The organism is Rhizobium laguerreae, assembly GCF_019778565.1.
Lineage (GTDB): Bacteria > Pseudomonadota > Alphaproteobacteria > Rhizobiales > Rhizobiaceae > Rhizobium > Rhizobium laguerreae.
Window position 1 is genome coordinate 221,711 of the sequence record NZ_JAAXQT010000012.1, and the last position, 21,285, is coordinate 242,995.

Below are 21,285 nucleotides of genomic sequence, written 5' to 3' on the forward strand. Positions count from 1 at the left end.
ACCATGAACGAACAGGCTCCCGTTATCGCCGTACTGCTGACCGAAAAGACCCGCCGGATGATGCTGGACGATGTGGCGATTGCCCAGTTGAACGCTCTTGGCGAGGTGCGTTGGCCGACCGGTGCCGCAATCGACGCTGCCGATGTCGACCAGCTGCTGCAGGGCGCTGTCGCGTGCCTCACCGGATGGGGCACGCCGGTCTTCGATCCCACCGCGCGCCAACGCCATCCGCAACTCGCCCTCGTCGCCCATTCGGCAGGCAGCGTCCGAACACTCGTTCCCGCCCGTCTGTTCGACGATGGCCTTCGCGTCACCCATGCCGCCTCGAAAATTGCCGCCTCGGTTGCCGAGTTCGTCGTCGCCGAAGCGTTGCTCGCCATGCGCGGCATTCATCGGCTGCATCATCAATTGCGCAACGGCGGCGAATGGCTCGACGTCCGCGCCGCCGTGCCGCAGAGATTGCTTGGCGCCAGAACGGTCGGCATCGTCGGCGCCGGTTATGTCGGGCGGGCGGTCATGCGGCTGCTCGTTCCATTCGGCTGCCGCGTGCTGGTTGTCGATCCGTTTCTCCATGATAGCGAGGCTGCTGCGCTCGGCGTTTTCAGAGCCGGGCTGAACGATATGCTGGCCCAGGCAGATGTGGTCTCTCTGCATGCGCCTGTCCTGCCCGAAACGCGCCGCATGATCGGTGCCCGCGAACTGGCGCTACTGCGCCCCGGGACGCTGTTCATCAACACGGCGCGCGCGGAGCTGGTCGACGAGGCGGCGCTGCTCGCCGAGATCCGCTCCGGCCGTATCGAAGCGGCTCTTGATGTCTTCGACAACGAGCCGCTGCCTCCGGACAGTCCCTTCCGCGATCCCGCACTGGCCAATGTCACCATTTCGCCGCATGCCGCCGGTCACACTGAAGAGGCGCACTTCGCCCAAGGCCAGGCCATGGTGGACGAGATCGGCCGGCTGCTTCGCGGGGAGCCGCTCCATCACGAAGTGTCGCGCGCCATGCTCGACCGGATGGCATGACCGTGGACAGAAACATTGGAGGTTCCGTGACGGCGCCGCGTATCAGAATCATCGAGATCGACGCCTTCGAGCGCGATATCAGGCTGCGCCTGCCGTTCCGCTTTGGTGCGGCAACCCTCGAAAAGGCGCCGCAAGCCTTCCTCAGGGTCCGCGTCGAGGATGAAGAGGGGCGAACCGCCCTTGGTGCGGCCGCCGAGATGATGGTGCCGAAATGGTTCGACAAGAATCCGGCCTTCACGCCGGCGCAAAATGTCGATCAGTTGCGCACCTCGATCCGTACCGCTGCGGCTGCTTCGCTCGAACCGTCTGCGCCGGCGACACTGTTTGCCGCCGCCCGCCTGAACGAGATGGAGACCGTGCGGCGCCTGCCTGGAAATCCATTGGCCGCCTGTTTCGGCCCTTCGCTGATCGCCCGCGCCGCGCTCGATGCCTATTGCCGCCTTGCCGGCATTTCCTTCTTCGAGGCGGTGCGGAGCAACCTCGTCGGCATCGGCGGCCCCATGCTGCCCGACGATATCGACGTGGATGCAGCGTTGGCGGTGCTTTCCGATCTTCGTCCTGCCGGCGCGATCTCGGCCCGGCATACGATCGGGCTTGTCGATCCGATCACCGAGGGCGATATCGTCCATCCCGTCGGTGACGGCCTGCCGGAAAGCCTCGAGGCGGTGATAACACGCTATGGCAACCGCTGGTTCAAGATCAAGCTTTCGGGCACGATCGATGCCGATATCGACCGCCTGACCAGGATCGCCGCCGTGCTGGACCGCCTGCCCGACTATCGGGTGACGGTCGACGGCAACGAACAGTTTGGCGCCGCCGAACAGCTTGCCGCCTTGCTGGCACAAATCGAGGCGACGCCGCGGCTGGCGAGGTTGCGTGCGGCCATTGCCTTTGTCGAACAGCCATTCTCGCGCGCGATCACCATGGAAACGTCGCTGGGGGACCTGGCGGCGCAATTGCTCTTCCTGATCGATGAGAGCGACGACGGCGACGGCGCCTTCGCCGGCGCCAGGCGGCTGGGATATACCGGCGTCTCCTCGAAGACCTGCAAGGGCATCTACCGTTCGCTCATGAAGGCGATCCGCATCAGAACCGGAACCGTGCCGGGACTGTTCCTTTCGGGCGAGGATCTGACCTGCCAGGCGGGGCTTGCCGTGCAGCAGGATCTGGCGCTGGTCTCGCTGCTCGGCCTCTCTCATGTCGAGCGCAACGGCCATCACTATGTCGCCGGCATGCAGGGTGCGCCGCAGGCCGAGAAGGCGCGCTTTGCCGCGGCCCATCCCGATCTCTACGAGCAGGGTGCCGATGGACCGCTCCTGTCGATCCGCGACGGCCGGATCGCCATCGGCTCGCTCGGGGCGGTCGGCTACGCGAGCGGCGCTTTGCCCGATTTCGCAGCCATGAAGCCAATGTTATGACGCCCGACCCAACGTGCAGCAGGTCGCCAAAGGCTATGTGGACCTTTATGTCCCGGTCGGTGCCGGCTACCTCACAGGACAAGGGCCTGTTGCCTCCGAACGAGCGGGGAAGTCAGGCTGAAGGCGGCTTCTTGACTATCGCCCGGCCACATCCAGGATGCGCATCGCGAGCTTGAGATGCGGCAAATCCAACATGCGCCCATCAAGCTGAACGACGCCCGCGTCGGGCCTGGCGGCGAAGGCGGCGGCGACTTTCTCGGCCCAGGCGATCTCGGACGGATCCGGCGTGAAGGCGTGATTGATCACCTCGACCTGGCTCGGATGGATGGCCATCATACCGGAAAAGCCATCGCGCCGGGCGCGGCCGACATAGGCCCTGAGACCGCCCAGATCGCGGAAATCTGGATAGACGGTGTCGATCGCCGGAACGGCGGCGGCATGGGCTCCGAATAGCGTGAGCGAACGGGCAAGCTCGTAAGGTGGCGTATAGCGGCCATCCGTCCTCCGCGCGGTCGCAGCCCCCATCGCGGCCGGCAGATCCTCAGCCCCCCAGGTCAGGCCGCAGAGGCTGGTTGAGACATCCCGGTAGCTGCCGATCTCGAAGATCGCAGATGGCGTTTCGGTTGCGATCGGCAAGATGGGAATTGCAGATGCAAGAGAGCCTGCGAGCTTCAGCACCGAGGCGGCACCCTCGGCCTTCGGCAGCACGATCGCGAAAGGATGAAGGCCGCCCAAAGCGGCAAGGTCGTCTTCGAATTCTGGCGAGGCGAGGGGATTGATGCGGATCAGGAGAGGGGTCTCGCCGGCATGATGCAAGACGAACTCGTGCACGCTCTCGCGCGCTTTCGGTTTGTTTAGGGGCGCAACCGAATCTTCCAGGTCGAGAATGACGGCATCGGCGCCCGAGGCAAGCGCTTTTTCGAAACGCTCCGGCCGGTCACCGGGCGCAAAGAGCAGCGAGCGCAGCCTCATGACGGTTTCACCTTCAGCATTGCCGTGCGCAGGCACTGGCAGACGATCTCGCCGCGCTGGTTAAGCGTGATATGCCGGAAGGTGATGATGCCGGCATCGGGGCGGGAGTTCGAGCGACGCAGCTCCATCACCTCCGTTTCCACCCGCAGCGTATCGCCTATGAAGACCGGCTTCGGCATCGTCACCTTGTCATAGCCGAGATTGGCGACGAGCGTGCCGAGCGTGGTGTCGCCGACCGAAAGGCCGACGGTGAGCGCGAAGGTGAAGGTGCCGTTGACGACGATCCGGCCGAATTCGGTGCCGGCCGCATAGTCGGCATCGAGATGCAGAGGCTGCGGATTGTGGGAAAGCGTCGTGAAGAGCAGATTGTCGGTCTCGGTGACCGTGCGACGGATGTCGTGGGCGATGCGGTCGCCGACCGTCCACTCGTCGAAATAACGGCCGGCCATCAATCCTGCTCCTTCACAATGCTGACGACCAGCTGGTTTTCCGAGACCCTGATCCCCGAGGAAACCTGCAGTTTTTCGACGATGCCGTCGAAGGGCGCACGCAGAGAATGTTCCATTTTCATTGCTTCGACTGTCAGCAGGCGGTCCCCCTTGGCGACACGATCGCCTTCGGCGACATCCACCGAAATAACGAGGCCGGGCATGGGAGAAAGGATCGCGCCATCGCCGGCACCCTGACTTGCCTCGACTTCGCTGGCGACCGGCAGCCTGATCGGCCAGGCATTGCCGGCGTCGAAAAGCACCGTGGTTTCACCGATCGTGACTGTATTTGCCTCAAGCTCCGGACGTGATTGCCCCCAATGGAGGTGATCGCCGATACGGATGCGCACCCTTTTGTCATCCGCGCCGGCGATGCGGAACCCGGTCAGCGCAGACCAGGGATCACCATCCGTATTTTTTGAAAGCACGGTGGCCGCGGTGTCGATTGCGGTTTCGCTCGGCTCCGTCGCCACAAGCCTGTCGCCATGGCGGTCGAGAAAGCCGGTATCGATCCGAGCTGCGCGAAAATCCGGATCGACGGCGATGCGGGTGAGAAGGCCGGCATTGGATCTGACCGGCCAGACCTCGATCTCTGCGCAGGCGGCTGCGAGCTTCGAAAGTGCGGCCTCGCGGTTCGGCCCATGGGCGACAATCTTGGCAATCATCGGGTCATAGAAGGCGGTGATCTCGTCCCCTTGCTCGACGCCGCTATCGACGCGGATTGTGTCAGGCAGGCGCAGATGTTCGAGCCGGCCTGTCGACGGCAGATAGCCGGCGGCAGGATTTTCGGCATAGAGCCGGGCTTCGAAGGCCCAGCCGTTCATGGCAATCTCGTCCTGCATTTTCGGCAGCGGTTCGCCGCTAGCGACCTTCAACTGCCAGAGCACCAGATCCTCGCCTGATATTGCCTCGGTGACCGGGTGTTCCACCTGCAGGCGGGTGTTCATCTCCATGAACCAGATGCGATCTTCGCGAAGGCCTTCCGAGGCATCGGCGATGAATTCGATGGTGCCGGCGCCGACATAGTTGACCGCTCTTGCGGCCTTCACTGCCGCATCGCAGATCAATGCCCGGGTAGCGGCATCGAGGCCGGGGGCAGGGGCTTCCTCGATGACCTTCTGGTGACGGCGCTGCAGCGAACAATCGCGTTCGAAGAGATGAACGTAGTTGCCGAGCGTATCGGCGAAAACCTGCACCTCGATATGACGCGGATTGGCGATGTAGCGTTCGATCAGAACGCGGTCGTCGCCGAAGGCGGCGGCCGCCTCACGGCGGCAGGAGGCGAGACGTTCGGCGAAATCCTGCGGGCGATCGACGCGGCGCATGCCCTTGCCGCCGCCACCGGCGACCGCCTTGATGAGCACGGGATAACCGATGTTTTCCGCCTCGGCCGTCAGTCTCTCTTCGCTCTGGTCCGCGCCCATATAGCCGGGGGTCACGGGCACGCCGGCTGCCTGCATCAATTCCTTGGCGGCATCCTTAAGGCCCATGGCACGGATGGCCGCCGGCGGCGCGCCGACCCAGAGGATGCCGGCCTTTTCCACCGCTTCGGCAAATTCGGCATTTTCCGAAAGAAAACCGTAGCCGGGATGGATCGCAGCAGCGCCGGTTTTCCGGGCGGCATCGAGGATGCGGGTCTGAGAGAGATAGCTCTCGCGTGCCGGCGCCGGGCCGATGGCAATCGCCTCGTCCGCCTCCCTGACGTAGGGCAGGCCGGCATCGGCTTCGGAATAGACGGCGATAGTGCGGATGCCGAGCATCTTGGCCGAGCGGATGATGCGGCGGGCGATTTCGCCCCTGTTGGCAATGAGAAGACTTTCCATCATCGACGCCTCACATCCTGAACAGGCCGAAGCGCGGCCCTTTCGGGATCGGCGCATTCAGACAGGCGGAAAAGGCAAGGCCCAGCACATCCCGGGTCTGGCGCGGATCGATGATGCCGTCGTCCCAGAGGCGAGCCGTGGCATAATAGGGATTGCCCTCGGCCTCGTAGCCGGCGCGGATCGGCGCCTTGAAGGCTTCCTCCTCGTCAATAGGCCAATTCTCACCGCGCGCCTCCATGGAGTCTCGGCGGATCGTGGCGAGCACCGAGGCCGCCTGTTCGCCGCCCATCACGCTGATGCGGCTGTTCGGCCAGGTGAAGAGAAAGCGCGGGCGATAGGCGCGGCCGCACATGCCGTAATTGCCGGCGCCGAAGCTGCCGCCGATGATGACCGTGACCTTCGGCACGCTCGCGGTCGCAACCGCCATCACCAGCTTTGCCCCATCCTTGGCGATGCCGCCGGCCTCATAGCGGCCGCCGACCATGAAGCCGGAGATGTTTTGCAGAAAGAGCAAAGGCACGCGGCGCTGGCAGGCAAGCTCGATGAAATGCGCGCCCTTCAGCGCGCTTTCGGAAAACAGCACGCCGTTATTGGCGATGACGGCGACAGGCATGCCCCAGATGCGGGCGAAGCCGCAGACCAGCGTGGCGCCGTAGAGCGGCTTGAACTCATGCAGTTCCGAGCCATCGACGATCCGGCCGATGACCTCGCGCACATCATAGGGCGAGCGCACATCCTCCGGGATGAGGCCGCAGAGATCCTCGGGATCGAGTTTCGGCGGCCGTGGCTGCTGCAGGTCGATATCGACTGATTTCACGCTGTTGAGGGTGGCTGCGATATCGCGAACGAGCAGCAGCGCATGTTCGTCGTTTTCGGCCACATGATCGACGACGCCGGAGCGGCGGCCATGGGTTTCGGCGCCGCCGAGCTCTTCGGCCGAGATGATCTCGCCGGTTGCGGCCTTCACCAGCGGCGGGCCGGCGAGGAAGATCGTGCCCTGGTTGCGCACAATGACCGTTTCGTCGGACATGGCGGGCACATAGGCGCCGCCGGCGGTACAGCTTCCCATAACGCAGGCGATCTGCGGAATGCCTTCGGCCGACATCTGGGCCTGGTTGTAGAAGATCGCGCCGAAATGGTCGCGGTCGGGAAAGACTTCGGCCTGATGCGGAAGATTGGCGCCGCCGCTATCGACCAGATAGAGACAGGGCAGTCGGTTCTGCAGGGCGATCTCCTGCGCCCGGAGATGTTTCTTCACCGTCATCGGGAAATAGGCACCGCCCTTCACCGTCGCGTCATTGGCGACGATCATCACCTCGCGGCCGGCAACGCGGCCGATGCCTGATATGATGCCGGCGCCGGGCGCCTCGTCATCATACATGCCGTTGGCCGCCAGCGTGCCGATCTCCAGGAACGGGCTGCCGGCATCGATGAGCAGCTGGATACGATCGCGAGGCAGCAGCTTGGCCTTGCTGGCATGGCGCTCGCGCGCCGTTTGCGATCCACCCTCGCGCGCTTTCGCCGAACGGTTGTGGAGCTCGTCGATCAGGGCTTTGTTCTTGCCGGCATTGGCCTTGAAGCTGTCGCTGTCGCGGTCGATCGCAGTCGAAATCACCGTCATGACGCAATGAGCTCCCGGCCGATCAGGTAGCGGCGGATCTCATTGGTACCGGCGCCGATATCATAGAGCTTGGCGTCGCGCAAAAAGCGCTCGACCGGCCATTCCTTGGTATAGCCGGCGCCGCCGAGCGCCTGGATCGCCTCCAGCGAGACCTTCACGGCATTTTCGCTGGCAAAAAGGATTGCAGCAGCTGCATCCGTGCGCGTCGCGCGGCCGGCATCGCAGGCGCGGGCGACGGAATAGACATAAGCGCGCGCCGAATTCAGCGCGACATACATGTCGGCGATCTTGCCCTGCATCAGCTGGAAATCGCCGATCGCTTTGCCGAACTGTTTGCGATCGCGCACATAGGGCAGCACGACATCGAGGCAGGCCTGCATGATGCCGAGCGGCCCGGCGGCAAGCACGGCGCGCTCATAGTCGAGGCCGGACATCAGGATCTTCACGCCTTCTCCCTCCCGGCCCATCAGCGCCTCGGCCGGCACCGCGCAATCCTCGAAGACCAGTTCGGCCGTGTCGCTGCCGCGCATGCCGAGTTTGGAGAGTTTCTTGGAGACGCTGAAGCCGGGCAGGCCTTTCTCGATGATCAAGGCGGAAATGCCTTTCGGGCCGGCTGCGGGATCGGTCTTGGCATAAACAACAAGCACGTCGGCATGCGGCGCGTTGGTGATCCAGAACTTGGTGCCGTTCAGAATATAGTGATCGCCTATTTTCTCGGCACGCAACCGCATGGAGACGACATCGGAACCGGCGCCGACCTCCGACATGGCGAGCGAGCCGACATGTTCGCCGGAGATCAGCTTCGGCAGATAGCGGCGCTTTTGTTCCGGCGAGGCCCAGCGGCGGATCTGGTTGACGCAGAGATTGGAATGGGCGCCGTAACTGAGCCCCACGGAGGCCGAGGCGCGAGACACCTCTTCCATGGCGACGACATGATCGAGATAACCGAGACCGGCGCCACCGAATTCTTCCTCGACGGTGATACCATGCAGGCCGAGCGCACCCATCTCGGGCCAGAGCTGGCGTGGAAACGTGTTGCTTTCGTCGATCTCCGCAGCCAGCGGAGCAATATGATCGGCGGCAAACCGCGCCGTCGTTTCACGGATCGCGTCCGCCGTCTCGCCGAGCGAAAAATCAAACATGGCACTCCTCCCGCTGAAATATGTAGCGCGGGTTGCGGCGGGTTCAAAGTGCCCTTGAATGATGCGGCCGAAGAGCCTTGCGAATTCTTGTCGAGGGCGCGTGAGCGTCATTTTCTTGAAAATATGGAATATATGGAATATATGGAATTAAACCGGAGAGATTTTTATGCGACAGTTCACGACAGGTGATCTCAACAAACAGATCGGCGATGTCACCGATGTCGCGAGCCGCGAGCCGGTTATTCTCACCCGCCACAACAAGCCACGTTTCGTGCTGATGAGCTATGAGCACTATCAGCGAATGCGCAGCGGCGGGGACCCGCGTCGTGCGCATCACATTTCGGAGATGCCGGACGAGCATGCCGAATTGTTCGACGAGGCGATTGAGCGGCTGGCGCGCGGGGAAAGCTACGACGATGAACCATGAGTTTCGTCCTGGCGAGGTGATAACCTATCCCTATCTCTGGGCATGGCAACAGCAGCGTGGTGAGACCGAGGGGCGCAAACGGCGCCCAGTCTGTGTCGTCATCGCGATCCGCAGTGCTGGCGATGGAAACACCCATCTCGTCCTTCTGGCAATCACCACACAGCCGCCGGAAGTGGGAAGGGTTGGCCTGGAAATTCCTGATATCGAACGCCGGCGGGCCGGTCTCGGTGATCTCAAACAGAGTTGGATCGTCGTCGACGAATACAATTACGATATCGTCGAGCGCTCCTGGTACATCGAACCTCATCAGGCGGTTCTTGGTCGCTTCAGCAAGTCCTTCATGATGAAGATTGCCGCCATGTTCGCGAAAGCGCGAGGCCAGTCAGGGCGGGTCAACCGATTCGACTGACATGCCCTCGATTTCCGCTCCGTCCCGCCGAAAGACCTCGGGGCTCTTGTCCATCCATTTCCGGAAGGCCCGAAAGAAGGCGCTCGGCTCGGAATAGCCGAGATGCACGGCAATCTCGCCGATGGTCTTCGGCGTGTTCAGCAGCAGTTCGACGGCGAGGTCGCGGCGGATGTCGTCCTTGATGGCGGCATAACTTTGTCCCTCGTCGCGCAGGCGGTGGCGGAGCGTGGAGGGCGGCATGCGCATATCGGCGGCAAGCTCGGCAAAACTCCGCCACATGGCAGGCGTTGCCTGGTTCAAGCGCCGGCGGACGGCGGCGGCGATGCCGGCATCATAGCGATAGCGTATCAGAATATTGGCGGGCGCGCCGCGCAGGAACTGTTTGAGCGCCTGTTCGCTGCGCGCCACCGGCAGGTCGAGCAAGGCGCTGTCGAAGCCGAGCCGACTGATGGCTTGCGAGAAACGCACCGGGGCGCCGAAGAAGAGCCGGTAGTCGGCCCCTTGTTTGGGTTCCGCGCAGCGGAAATCGACGAGCCGGATCGGAATGCGCCGGCCGACCAGCCAGCAGATGATGCCGTGCAGGATGATCCAGTAGGTGCGGTAGGCGAAGGCCGAACGCGGGCCGCCGGCATCGCTGAGCTCGATCTCGGCCAGACCGTCGCGGATGACGAGCCGTCCCCGGGGATCGTCGACCACGACATCGAGGAAGCGCAGCGCCCGGCGCAGAGCGTGACCCAGCGTCGGCGCATGCAGCACGGAGTGGCAGAGCAGCGTGAAGCTGCCGCTCCGCATCGGCCGTGCGCCCATGCCGAAGAATTCATCGTCGAGTTCGGCGGCGATCGCCAGCCAGAGTGCGCCATAGGTCTCTGCCGAAACCGGCTGATCGACCGGGGTTGCCAGGCCGAGGCGGGCAAGGATCGGCGCCGTCGGCTTGCCGAGCCGCCGCAGGCTGTCGAGTGCCTCCTCGACGAAGCCAGGCGCGATCATGCGTCGCTCGATCTCGGCCATTCTATCCTCGCTATGGCAAAACTGGCCGAAATAATGGAGCAGTTCTGTCATCGCTTGCAATAGGTGGAGCGAATAGAATCGTATCCGTCGGTTGCGCATGGAGGGGTGCGATCGGCAGGGAGGAAGAGATTCATGCTGATCCGTGGAGCAAGTTTCATCGTGACCGGCGGCGGCTCCGGCTTGGGTGCGGCAACAGTGCGCGCGCTTGTGGAGGCCGGCGGGCGCGTGACAATCGCCGATCTCAATATGCAAGCGGGCGAAGAGCTTGCCCGAGAATTCGGAAGCGATGCCCGCTTCGTCAAGGCCGACGTGACCGATGGCGAGGAGGGGGCGGCGGTGGTTGCCGCTGCTGTCGAATCCTTCGGCGGCTTGCGCGGATTGGTGAATTGCGCGGGCGTGGCGCCGGCCGAAAAGGTGATCGGCCGCGACGGACCGCACCGGCTGGAGAGTTTTGCGCGCACGGTTGCCATCAATCTCATCGGCACGTTCAACATGATCCGGCTGGCCGCCGCAGCGATCCAGAATACCGAGCCGGATGCGGAAGGCGAACGCGGCGCCATCGTCAGCACGGCCTCGGTTGCCGCCTTCGATGGCCAGATCGGCCAGGCAGCCTATGCCGCCTCCAAGGGCGGGGTGGCGGCGATGACCTTGCCGATCGCCCGCGAGCTTGCACGTCACGGCATTCGCGTCGTGTCGATCGCACCCGGCATTTTCGAGACACCGATGATGGCTGACATGCCGGCCGAGGTTCAGGCGGCGCTCGGCAAGAGCGTGCCCTTTCCGCCGCGGCTCGGCCGTCCGGCGGAATTTGCCGGGCTGGTGCGTCATATCTTTGAAAACAACATGCTGAACGGCGAGGTCATCCGCCTCGACGGCGCATTGCGGATGGGCGCGCGCTGAGCGCGTTGCCCAGAGGAGGAAACATGACATTGCAGGATCCCATCGTCATCGTTGGTGCGGCGCGCACCCCGATCGGCAGCTTTCAGGGAGAGCTGAAGGAGGCGACAGCGCCGGAACTCGGAGCAACCGCGATCCGGGCGGCACTGCAGCGGAGCCGCGTCGAGGCCGAGGCGATCGAGGAGGTCGTCTTCGGCTGTGTGCTGCCGGCGGGGCAGGGGCAGGCGCCGGCGCGCCAGGCGGCGATCCATGCCGGCCTGCCCTTCGCGACCGCGGCCAGCACCGTCAACAAGATGTGCGGCTCGGGCATGAAGGCGGTCATGATGGCGCATGACCTGATCGCCGCCGGCAGCGCCTCCGTGGCGGTTGCAGGCGGCATGGAAAGCATGACGAATGCGCCCTATCTTCTTGACAAGGCCCGTGGCGGTTACAGGCTCGGCCATGGGCGTGTCGTGGATCACATGTTCCTCGACGGGCTGGAGGATGCTTATGACAAGGGGCGCTTGATGGGCAGCTTCGCGGAGGATTGCGCCGAGGCCTATCAGTTCACGCGCGAGGCGCAGGACAACTACGCGATCGCCTCGCTGACGCGGGCGCAGAAGGCGATTGCCGAAGGCTGTTTCGAAAGCGAGATCGCGCCGGTTACGGTGAAATCGGGCAAAGCCGAGCAGGTGGCGAGCGGCGATGAACAACCCGGCAAGGCGAAGCTTGACAAGATCCCGACGCTGAAACCCGCCTTCCGCGAGGGTGGCACGGTGACCGCCGCCAATTCCAGCTCGATCTCCGATGGCGCGGCAGCCCTTGTGCTGATGCGCCGTTCCGAGGCGGAGCGCCGCGGCCTCAGGCCGCTTGCGACGATCCTTGGTCATGCCACCCATTCGCAGGCGCCCAATCTTTTTGCCACCGCGCCGATCGGCGCGCTGCAGAAGCTGTCCGATCGCACTGGTCTGCCGCTGTCGGAGGTCGATCTGTTCGAAATCAACGAGGCTTTCGCCGTCGTCGCCATGGCGGCGATGCGTGATCTCAACCTGCCGCATGAAAAAGTGAACGTGCATGGCGGCGCCTGCGCGCTCGGCCATCCGATTGGCGCCTCGGGGGCGCGGATTCTGGTGACGCTGCTTGCCGCCCTGGACCGATACGACCTGAAGCGCGGCATGGCCGCGCTCTGCATCGGCGGCGGCGAGGCGACGGCTGTCGCCATCGAACGGCACGAGCGGGGAGGGCGAAACAGATGATCCTTTCCGACCTCCAGCAGCAAATCTCGGATCTCGCCCGCGACTTTGCCCGCGACCGGCTGGCGCCCGGGGCGGCCAAACGCGACCGGGAGCATCTCTTCCCGCGCGAGGAATTGAAGGAAATGGGCGAACTCGGGCTGCTCGGCATGCTGGTGCCGGAGGCCTATGGCGGGTCGGATACGGGTGTGATTGCCTATGCGGCGGCGCTGGAGGAGATTGCCGCCGGCGACGGACCCTGTTCTACGATCATGAGCGTGCATAGCTCCGTCGGTTGTGTGCCGATCCTCAAATTCGGGACCGAGGAGCAGCGGCAGCGCTTCCTGCCGAAACTGGCTAGCGGCGAATGGATTGGCGGCTTTGCGCTGACCGAGCCGCAGGCCGGTTCCGATGCCTCCAACCTGAAGACGCGGGCGCACCGCGACGGCGATCACTATGTGCTCGACGGTTCCAAGCAATTCATCACCTCGGGCAAGAACGGTCATGTCATCATCGTCTTTGCCGTGACCGATCCCGATGTCGGCAAGAAGGGCATTACCGCCTTCATCGTGCCGACGGATACGCCGGGCTACGAGGTGATCCGTGTTGAGCAAAAACTTGGGCTGCATTCCTCCGATACCTGCCAGATCGCCTTCAACAGCATGCGCATTCCGGCAGAACTCAGGCTCGGTGCGGAAGGCGAGGGCTATCGCATCGCGCTCGCGAATCTCGAGGGCGGACGGATCGGCATCGCGGCACAAGCCGTCGGCATGGCGCGGGCGGCCTTCGAGGCGGCGCGCGATTATGCCCGGGAGCGCATCGCCTTCGGCAAGCCGATCGTCGAGCACCAGGCCGTTGCGTTCCGCCTTGCCGATATGGCGGTACGGATCGAGGCGGCGCGGCAGCTGGTTTTTCATGCCGCCTCGCTTAGAGAGGCTGGGCTGCCCTGCCTGTCGGAAGCCTCGATGGCGAAACTTTTTGCCTCCGAAATGGCCGAGCGCGTCTGTTCCGACGCGATCCAGATCCATGGAGGTTATGGCTACATCGCCGATTATCCGGTCGAGCGCATCTACCGCGATGTGCGCATCTGCCAGATCTATGAAGGAACAAGCGACGTGCAGCGCATGGTGATCGCCCGCAATCTCTAAGCACCACATCCGGCCCTGCTTCCGGAGGAGGAGCAAGGCCGGCAAAGGGAGGAAAGAAAGACATGGTGGATTCCGCTCGTTTGAGCCTGCATGTCCCCGAACCCGCCGTTCGCCCCGGTGGTCAGCCCGATTTTTCCAACGTCAAGATTGCCAAGGCCGGTTCGGTGCCGCGGCCGGAGGTGGATGTCGCATCCGAAGATATCCGTGACCTTGCCTATTCCATCATCCGCGTTTTGAATCGCGAGGGCGAGGCGGTCGGTCCCTGGGCTGGGTCGCTCTCCGATGAGGCGTTGCTGACAGGGCTTCGCAACATGATGAAGCTGCGCGCCTTCGACGCCCGCATGCTGATGGCGCAGCGGCAGGGCAAGACCTCCTTCTACATGCAGCATCTCGGCGAGGAGGCCGTCAGCTGCGCCTTCCGCAAGGCGCTCGAGAAGGGCGATATGAATTTCCCGACCTATCGCCAGGCCGGCCTGCTGATTGCCGACGACTATCCGATGGTCGAGATGATGAACCAGATCTACTCGAACGAGAGCGATCCTTTGCGCGGCCGGCAACTGCCGATCATGTATTCCTCCAAGGAGCACGGCTTCTTCACCATCTCGGGCAATCTCGCCACCCAATATGTGCAGGCTGTCGGCTGGGCGATGGCTTCGGCGATCAAGAACGACAGCCGCATTGCCGCCGCCTGGATCGGCGACGGATCGACGGCGGAATCGGATTTCCACTCGGCGCTCGTTTTCGCCTCGACCTACAAGGCGCCGGTCATCCTCAACATCGTCAACAATCAGTGGGCGATCTCGACCTTCCAGGGCATTGCCCGCGGTGGTTCCGGCACCTTCGCGGCGAGGGGCCTCGGCTTCGGCATTCCGGCGCTGCGTGTCGACGGAAACGACTATCTCGCCGTCCATGCCGTCGCCCGCTGGGCGGCCGAGCGCGCCCGGCGCAATCTCGGGCCGACGCTGATCGAATATGTAACCTATCGCGTTGGCGCGCATTCGACCTCCGACGATCCGAGCGCCTATCGGCCCAAGACGGAATCGGAGGCCTGGCCGCTCGGCGATCCCGTGCTGCGGCTGAAGAAACATCTGATCGTCAAGGGCGCATGGTCGGAGGAACGGCATGTGCAGGCCGAAGCCGAAATCATGGATGAGGTGATCGAGGCGCAGCGCCAGGCAGAGGCGCATGGCACGCTGCATGCCGGCGGCAGGCCTTCGGTGCGCGACATTTTCGAGGGCGTCTATGCCGAGATGCCGCCGCATATCCGCCGCCAGCGACAGAAGGCGGGGTACTGACATGTCCAGAATGACGATGATCGAGGCCGTGCGCAGTGCCATGGACGTTTCGATGGCACGTGACGACAATGTCGTCGTTTTCGGCGAGGATGTCGGTTATTTCGGCGGCGTCTTTCGCAGCACACAGGGCCTGCAGGCAAAATACGGCAGAACGCGCTGCTTCGATACGCCGATCAGCGAATCCGGCATCGTCGGCACGGCGATCGGCATGGCGGCCTATGGGCTGAAACCCTGTGTCGAAATCCAGTTCGCCGATTACATGTATCCGGCCTATGACCAGCTGACGCAGGAGGCGGCGCGCATCCGCTACCGTTCCAACGGCGATTTCACCTGCCCGATCGTCGTGCGCATGCCGACCGGCGGCGGCATCTTCGGCGGCCAGACACACAGCCAGAGTCCGGAGGCGCTTTTTACCCATGTCTGCGGGCTGAAGGTGATCGTGCCTTCCAATCCCTATGACGCCAAAGGCTTGCTGATCGCGGCGATCGAGGATCCCGACCCCGTCATGTTCCTGGAGCCGAAGCGGCTCTATAACGGCCCCTTCGACGGCCATCACGAGCGGCCGGTGACGCCCTGGTCGAAACACGACCTCGGGGAGGTGCCGGACGGCCACTACACCATCCCGATCGGCAAGGCCGAAGTGCGGCGCGCCGGATCGGCGGTGACGGTGGTTGCCTACGGCACCATGGTGCATGTGGCGCTTGCCGCAGCCGAGGATGCCGGCATCGATGCCGAGGTGATCGATTTGAGAAGCCTGCTGCCGCTCGATCTCGATACGATCGTCAAATCGGTCTCGAAGACGGGACGCTGCGTCGTCGTGCATGAGGCAACCCTGACATCCGGCTTCGGCGCCGAAGTCGTGGCGCTGGTACAGGAACAATGCTTCTATCATCTCGAAGCGCCGGTCGTGCGTGTTGCCGGCTGGGACACGCCCTATCCGCATGCGCAGGAGTGGGACTATTTCCCCGGTCCCGGCCGTGTCGGGCGGGCGCTTGCCGAAGTCATGGAGGCCTGAGCCGTGCGCGAATTCATCATCAAGATGCCCGATGTCGGGGAAGGGGTCGCCGAGGCCGAGATCGTAGAATGGCATGTGAAGACGGGAGATCCCGTCCGCGAGGACATGGTGATCGCCGCCGTCATGACCGACAAGGCCACCGTGGAAATTCCGTCTCCCGTCAGTGGCACCGTCATCTGGCTTGCCGGCGAGGTCGGAGACCGGATCGCGGTCAAGGCTCCGCTGGTACGGATCGAGACGGCGGGAGATGTCGGCGAGGCTCAGTCCGTTGGGATTTCGCAGAAGCCGATTGTTGAGGCGATCAGGACCGACGTTGCAAGATCTGCTCCCGCAGTGCCAGCCCCTGCGGCGGCGCCAGTGCCGGCGCCGGGGGAAAAGCCGCTTGCCGCTCCCTCCGTGCGGCTCTTCGCCAGGGAAAGCGGCGTCGATCTGAGACAAGTGCAGGCGACCGGACCGGCCGGGCGCATCCTGCGCGAGGATATCGAGCAATTCCTAGGCCATGGGACCGCGCCTGCAACGGCAAAGAACGGCTTTGCCAGGAAGACGGCGACCGATGAGATCAAGCTGACCGGCCTGCGCCGCCGCATCGCCGAGAAGATGGTGCTCTCCGCCTCGCGTATTCCCCACATCACCTATGTGGAGGAAGTGGATATGACCGCGCTCGAAGAGTTGCGCGCCACCATGAACGGCGACCGCAGGGAAGGTCATCCGAAGCTGACGGTTCTGCCCTTCCTGATGCGGGCGCTGGTCAAGGCCATTTCCGAGCAGCCTGACGTCAACGCCACTTTCGACGACGATGCCGGCATCATCACGCGCTACAGTGCCGTGCATATCGGCATCGCCACGCAGACGCCGGCCGGTTTGACCGTGCCGGTGGTGCGGCACGCGGAAGCCCGCGGCATCTGGGATTGCGCCGCCGAGATGAACCGGCTGGCGGAAGCGGCGCGATCGGGTACTGCGACACGCGATGAGCTGTCCGGCTCCACCATCACCATCAGCTCGCTCGGCGCACTTGGCGGCATTGTCTCGACACCCATCATCAATCATCCAGAAGTGGCGATCATCGGCGTCAACAAGATCGCCACACGACCGGTCTGGGACGGCACGCAGTTCGTGCCGCGCAAGATGATGAACCTCTCCTCCAGCTTCGATCATCGCATTATCGACGGCTGGGATGCGGCAAACTTCGTGCAGCGCATCCGCACGCTCATCGAAACGCCGGCGCTCATTTTTATCGAAGGCTGAGATCAATGAAAGAGATCGTCTGCAAGCTCCTCGTCATCGGCGCCGGTCCGGGCGGTTATGTCTGCGCCATCCGCGCCGGACAGCTCGGCATCGATACTGTTATCGTCGAGGCCGGCAAGCCGGGCGGCACCTGCCTGACGGTCGGCTGCATTCCCTCCAAGGCGTTGATCCATGCGGCGGAGGAATTCGACGCGACGCAAAAGATGCTTGCCGGAAAAAACCCGATGGGCATCCGCGTCGAAGGCGCCTCGATCGACCTCATGAGGACGATTGCTTGGAAGGACGGGATCGTCGGCCGCTTGACCAGCGGTGTTTCGGGGCTGCTGCAGAAGGCGCGGGTCAAGATCGTTCATGGCCGCGCCCACTTCCGTGACGGCAAGACGGTGGAGGTGGAGACGGAAATTGGCCAGCAGATCATCCGCGCCGAGACGGTGGTGATCGCCACCGGTTCGGATCCGGTGGAGCTTGCGAACCTGCCTTTCGGCGGCCGCGTCATTTCCTCGACAGAGGCGCTGTCGCTGATAGATCTGCCAAAAAAGCTCGTTGTGGTCGGTGGCGGTTATATCGGGCTGGAGCTCGGGACCGCCTTTGCCAAGATGGGGTCTGATGTGACGGTCGTCGAGGCGACGCCGCAGGTGCTGCCGCAATATGATGCCGAGCTGGTGCGGCCCGTCATGCGCAAGCTGGCCGAAGGCGGTATCCGGGTGTTGACGGGTGCGAAGGCGATCGGCCTTGCCGACAATGGCGAGGCATTGATCGTCGAAACGCCGGATGGCCGGCGAGAGACCCTGCCGGCGGACCGTGTCCTCGTCACCGTCGGCCGCCGCCCAAGAACCGCAGGATCCGGTCTCGAAGAGCTCGATCTCGATCGTGCCGGTCCCTATCTCCGGATCGACGACCGTTGCCGCACCTCGATGCGCGGCATCTATGCGATCGGAGACGTAACCGGCGAGCCGATGCTTGCCCATCGGGCCATGGCGCAAGGGGAGATGGTGGCGGAAATCATCGCCGGAAAGAAGCGCGCCTGGGACAAAAGATGCATTCCCGCCATCTGCTTTACCGACCCGGAGATCGTCAGCGCCGGCTTGTCGCCGGCGGAGGCGAAGGCGCAAGGCTATGAAATTCGCACCGGCCAGTTTCCGTTCAGCGCCAACGGACGGGCAATGACGATGCTGTCCGAAGAGGGTTTCGTGCGCGTTGTGGCCCGCGCCGACACCAATCTCGTGCTCGGCCTGCAGGCGGCGGGAGCCGGGGTTTCCGAACTCTCGGCGGCTTTTGCCCTCGCCATCGAGATGGGTGCGCGCCTGGAAGACATCGCCGGCACCATCCACGCGCACCCGACCCGCAGCGAAGCGGTCACGGAGGCGGCGCTTAAAGCTTTGGGAAGTGCGCTGCATATCTGAGTTCAAGCGCTTTCGGCGTCCTGGGCCAGTTTTGAATTTGCTCCAGCGGTTTTTTTAAGATGCTCCCCGATTTTTGGGCCAGCGGGAGCTGGAAGTTTCGGGGGTATGGCTCAGCTCGGCGAGGGTGCCGATGAGCCGTTCAAAAGCGAGATCGGCACCTTGTTGCCGATCGCGCCATGTGGCCGAACTCGTTATAGTCTCTACGCCAATCCTCCATCTTTTGCGGGCATCCGCAAGGGTCAGGAACCAGTGCTGGTTCAGGCATTCGGCTCCTGCTGCTTGGCGATCGCCCGTTCGGGCGCGGCTGCAAACAATGGCAGTGGTTCGTCGCGCATAGACGTCGATATCGCAAATTCGTCAATGCGTTCTCTGCACCTGAATGGATCAGCCTCAAATGCAAGTCCAGATCAAGCGTTGTGACACTGAACACCTCTGGCGCCTTGCAGCAGTTCAGGGCATCCTATGATGGCTGAAAATTGTGTTTATGGCAGTTGGAGGAAGGCTGATGCGCTGCTTCACCGTGCTTGGACCCTCGCAGACCGGAAAATCGACAATCGTGGAAAAGCTCGGCTCCCTGGAGGGAACGCCGAGAAAATCCAGCTCCCCTTATGGATTGAACCTCACAGAATTCACCTTCGGAAACGAGGCGTGGTGTGCACTGGATGCGCCAGGACCCAACGAAGCGTTGGCGCATGCGCAGCACGCGCTTCTTGCCAGCGACGCCTGCATACTGTGCGTTTCATCGGCACCCGAGGAGGCTGTGCTCGCCGCGCCCTATCTGCGGATAGTCGAAGCCTCGGGGACGCCTTGCATCCTCTTCGTCAACCGGATGGACGAACCGCGAGGGCGGTTGAGGGACGTGATCGCCGCGCTTCAAGACTACGCCAACCACACGCTTTTGCTTCGCCAGATCCCGATCCGCGAGGGGGACAGGGTCATTGGCAGTTGCGATCTGATTTCGGAACGGGCGTGGCGATACCGGGAAGGCCAGACTTCGGCGCTGATCGCAATCCCCGAAAGCGCCGCCGAACGCGAGCACGAAGCGCGCAGCGAGCTCCTGGAACACCTGTCCGAATTCGATGACTGGCTTCTCGAGGAACTGATCGAAGATCGCGAGCCACCCAGTGATGCCCTCTATGCCATTTCATCACGGGTTCTAAGAGAAAACAGAATTATCCCGGTCCTGATCGGTGCTGCAATTCACGGCAACGGCATGACGAGGCTGATGAAGGCGCTGCGCCACGAGGCGCCGCCGGTAGGGGTTCTTCGGCAGCGTCTCGCTCACACGGGAACTGTCGATGAAGGCAAGCTGGTGGCCTTGAGCTTCCATGCCTATCATCGCCAGAATGTCGGCAAGACGGTGCTCGTGCGCGCACTTGGCGAGGGACTGCGGCAAGGCGCATCACTTGGTGGCTCCAGCCTCGGCGCCGTACAAAATCTCGCAAACGGGCGGTCTAATTTGGCGGTTCTGCCTGCGCCGGGGGATGTCTTCGCGACGGTCAAGTCCGACCATCTGCCCGTCCCTTCGCTGTTGACCTCCGGCGCGGTGGTCGCCCCGCCTGAGTGGACGGAACCACCCACGCCGATGCTTGAAAGGATCCTAATTCCGGGCAGTGAGCGCGATGAAAACAAACTTTCCGAAACGCTGGCGAAACTTTCCGAGACGGATCGCGGTCTGGAAGTCTTGCAGGAGGAAGGCACGGGCGCTCAATTCGTCCGCGCCCAGGGGCCGGTACATCTGCGTGATCTCTGCCGAACGCTGTCCGATGTCTTTCATATCTCCGTGACAGACCGAACGCCCAGCCCAGTCTACCGCGAGACGATCACAAAACCATTGGAGGTTCATTACCGCCATCGCAAACAGACCGGCGGTGCCGGGCAATTCGCGGATGTGAAGTTGAGCATTCACCCCAACGAGCGCGGCCAGGGCTTCACCTTTGGCGAAACCATCAAAGGCGGCGCCGTTCCGCGCAATTACATCCCTGCCGTCGAAGCGGGCGCGCGCGAAGCGATGGAGAAAGGACCGCTAGGCTTCGAAGTCATCGATGTCGGCGTAACGCTGTTAGATGGTCAGCACCATACCGTCGACAGTTCGGAACACGCCTTCCGGACAGCGTCGAAAATGGGGGTGCGACAGGCGCTTTCCGAAGGATCGACGGTGTTGATGCAGCCGGTCTTCCGCGGCGAGTTCCACATCCCGGCGGTCTATTCAGGCAGCCTTGTCCAGATCGTCTCCGCTCTCAACGGTCAGGTTCTCGGCTTCGACCGTGATGAAACCGCCAAGGGATGGGACATCTTCCGGGCGCTCGTTCCGGGTGGCGCACTTAACGATCTGGCGCGGGCGCTGCGCTCGGCGACGCAGGGCATCGGTTATTTTTCCAAGACCTTCGATCACTTCGAGGAACTATACGGCAAGGAAGCGGACGCCATTGTGAGGGCAAACGAGAAACCAGGCACCGCACACTGAAAACGTTCGCGCCACTTCATGCTCGTTCACAGAGCCGGGCTCACGCCGCCCTTACGTGCCTGGAACGTTTGCAGTTGTAGTAGCACAGGCCCGCGGTTGGGGCTTGCTTCGGGGATGAGCGAGGTCGATTGTGCCGAGATCACAACGGCGGTGGCCGACAGCATATTCGGACCGTCTATCCAGTGACCACCGGCGTCTCTCACGAAGATCGCCTGCAAGTACCCGGATATCCCCCAGCGGTCCATTCCCCCTGAAGCGCTAAGGCCTCCCACTGGA

General features: G+C 63.3%; 18 protein-coding genes and 1 pseudogene. 12 read left to right on the top strand and 7 right to left on the bottom strand.

All coding sequences use genetic code 11. The annotated features are described in order from the left end of the window. Nucleotides 1-3: 3 nt before the first annotated feature. Together HFO71_RS30845 and HFO71_RS30850 are read left to right on the top strand one after the other, a co-directional pair. On the top strand, nucleotides 4-1,020 hold the full coding sequence (locus tag HFO71_RS30845; protein ID WP_221977931.1) for a hydroxyacid dehydrogenase: 1,017 nt from the start codon (nucleotides 4-6) through the stop codon (nucleotides 1,018-1,020). Continuing rightward, nucleotides 1,017-2,438: an enolase-like domain-containing protein gene (locus HFO71_RS30850; protein ID WP_221977930.1), complete on the top strand. Its 1,422-nt coding sequence runs from the start codon at nucleotides 1,017-1,019 to the stop codon at nucleotides 2,436-2,438. Before HFO71_RS30845 ends, HFO71_RS30850 begins: the two co-directional genes overlap by 4 nt. 135 nt (nucleotides 2,439-2,573) lie before the next feature. Here HFO71_RS30850 and HFO71_RS30855 read toward each other — a convergent pair whose 3' ends face one another. From HFO71_RS30855 to HFO71_RS30875, 5 genes are read right to left on the bottom strand one after another with little or no spacing between them, the layout of a single operon-like run. Continuing rightward, the gene (locus HFO71_RS30855; RefSeq protein ID WP_132612536.1) at nucleotides 2,574-3,410 is read right to left on the bottom strand and encodes an HpcH/HpaI aldolase/citrate lyase family protein; all 837 of its coding nucleotides are present in this window, start codon (nucleotides 3,408-3,410) and stop codon (nucleotides 2,574-2,576) included. Beyond that, nucleotides 3,407-3,859, bottom strand: a complete 453-nt coding sequence (locus HFO71_RS30860; RefSeq protein WP_130753642.1) for a MaoC family dehydratase — start codon at nucleotides 3,857-3,859, stop codon at nucleotides 3,407-3,409. Before HFO71_RS30860 ends, HFO71_RS30855 begins: the two co-directional genes overlap by 4 nt. Next, nucleotides 3,859-5,724, bottom strand: a complete 1,866-nt coding sequence (locus tag HFO71_RS30865; RefSeq protein ID WP_221988858.1) for an acetyl/propionyl/methylcrotonyl-CoA carboxylase subunit alpha — start codon at nucleotides 5,722-5,724, stop codon at nucleotides 3,859-3,861. The genes HFO71_RS30860 and HFO71_RS30865 overlap by 1 nt, the downstream gene beginning before the upstream one ends. Nucleotides 5,725-5,731: 7 nt before the next feature. Further along, nucleotides 5,732-7,342, bottom strand: coding sequence for a carboxyl transferase domain-containing protein (locus tag HFO71_RS30870; protein WP_221988860.1), 1,611 nt, complete (start codon nucleotides 7,340-7,342; stop codon nucleotides 5,732-5,734). Continuing rightward, nucleotides 7,339-8,484, bottom strand: coding sequence for an isovaleryl-CoA dehydrogenase (locus HFO71_RS30875; protein ID WP_221972763.1), 1,146 nt, complete (start codon nucleotides 8,482-8,484; stop codon nucleotides 7,339-7,341). The genes HFO71_RS30870 and HFO71_RS30875 overlap by 4 nt, the downstream gene beginning before the upstream one ends. Nucleotides 8,485-8,650: 166 nt before the next feature. On the opposite strand from HFO71_RS30875, the gene HFO71_RS30880 reads away from it, so the two are divergent. Continuing rightward, nucleotides 8,651-8,911 (top strand): type II toxin-antitoxin system Phd/YefM family antitoxin, encoded by a 261-nt coding sequence (locus HFO71_RS30880; protein WP_011654326.1) that lies wholly within the window; start codon nucleotides 8,651-8,653, stop codon nucleotides 8,909-8,911. Continuing rightward, complete coding sequence (locus HFO71_RS30885; RefSeq protein ID WP_077980957.1) at nucleotides 8,901-9,320, top strand: hypothetical protein; 420 nt, start codon at nucleotides 8,901-8,903, stop codon at nucleotides 9,318-9,320. Before HFO71_RS30880 ends, HFO71_RS30885 begins: the two co-directional genes overlap by 11 nt. Here HFO71_RS30885 and HFO71_RS30890 read toward each other — a convergent pair. Beyond that, nucleotides 9,294-10,379, bottom strand: a complete 1,086-nt coding sequence (locus tag HFO71_RS30890) for an AraC family transcriptional regulator (RefSeq protein WP_221980368.1) — start codon at nucleotides 10,377-10,379, stop codon at nucleotides 9,294-9,296. The two genes, HFO71_RS30885 and HFO71_RS30890, sit on opposite strands and share 27 nt — an antisense overlap. Before the next feature lie 81 nt (nucleotides 10,380-10,460). Between HFO71_RS30890 and HFO71_RS30895 the strand changes: the two genes are divergently transcribed. From HFO71_RS30895 to lpdA, 7 genes are all read left to right on the top strand, one after another. Continuing rightward, nucleotides 10,461-11,228: an SDR family NAD(P)-dependent oxidoreductase gene (locus HFO71_RS30895; protein ID WP_221988861.1), complete on the top strand. Its 768-nt coding sequence runs from the start codon at nucleotides 10,461-10,463 to the stop codon at nucleotides 11,226-11,228. A 23-nt stretch (nucleotides 11,229-11,251) separates the two neighbouring features. Next, entirely contained in the window at nucleotides 11,252-12,460 is a 1,209-nt protein-coding gene (locus HFO71_RS30900; RefSeq protein WP_221988863.1) for an acetyl-CoA C-acyltransferase, read from the top strand. Continuing rightward, nucleotides 12,457-13,584, top strand: coding sequence for an acyl-CoA dehydrogenase family protein (locus HFO71_RS30905; RefSeq protein ID WP_221977924.1), 1,128 nt, complete (start codon nucleotides 12,457-12,459; stop codon nucleotides 13,582-13,584). The genes HFO71_RS30900 and HFO71_RS30905 overlap by 4 nt, the downstream gene beginning before the upstream one ends. Before the next feature lie 62 nt (nucleotides 13,585-13,646). Beyond that, entirely contained in the window at nucleotides 13,647-14,879 is a 1,233-nt protein-coding gene (locus HFO71_RS30910; protein ID WP_130718617.1) for a 3-methyl-2-oxobutanoate dehydrogenase (2-methylpropanoyl-transferring) subunit alpha, read from the top strand. A 1-nt stretch (nucleotide 14,880) separates the two neighbouring features. Then, nucleotides 14,881-15,894, top strand: coding sequence for an alpha-ketoacid dehydrogenase subunit beta (locus HFO71_RS30915; protein WP_168285732.1), 1,014 nt, complete (start codon nucleotides 14,881-14,883; stop codon nucleotides 15,892-15,894). Nucleotides 15,895-15,897: 3 nt separating this feature from the next. Continuing rightward, nucleotides 15,898-17,139, top strand: a complete 1,242-nt coding sequence (locus HFO71_RS30920; protein ID WP_221988864.1) for a dihydrolipoamide acetyltransferase family protein — start codon at nucleotides 15,898-15,900, stop codon at nucleotides 17,137-17,139. 5 nt (nucleotides 17,140-17,144) lie between these two features. After that, nucleotides 17,145-18,542, top strand: a complete 1,398-nt coding sequence (gene lpdA, locus HFO71_RS30925) for a dihydrolipoyl dehydrogenase (protein WP_221988866.1) — start codon at nucleotides 17,145-17,147, stop codon at nucleotides 18,540-18,542. A gap of 110 nt (nucleotides 18,543-18,652) precedes the next feature. Here the strand turns inward: lpdA and HFO71_RS30930 are convergent. Further along, a pseudogene (locus tag HFO71_RS30930) lies at nucleotides 18,653-18,812 on the bottom strand (integrase core domain-containing protein); the annotation flags it as partial. A gap of 235 nt (nucleotides 18,813-19,047) precedes the next feature. Here HFO71_RS30930 and HFO71_RS30935 point away from each other — a divergent pair. Further along, the gene (locus HFO71_RS30935) at nucleotides 19,048-21,009 is read left to right on the top strand and encodes an elongation factor G (protein ID WP_132612518.1); all 1,962 of its coding nucleotides are present in this window, start codon (nucleotides 19,048-19,050) and stop codon (nucleotides 21,007-21,009) included. Nucleotides 21,010-21,285: the final 276 nt, after the last annotated feature.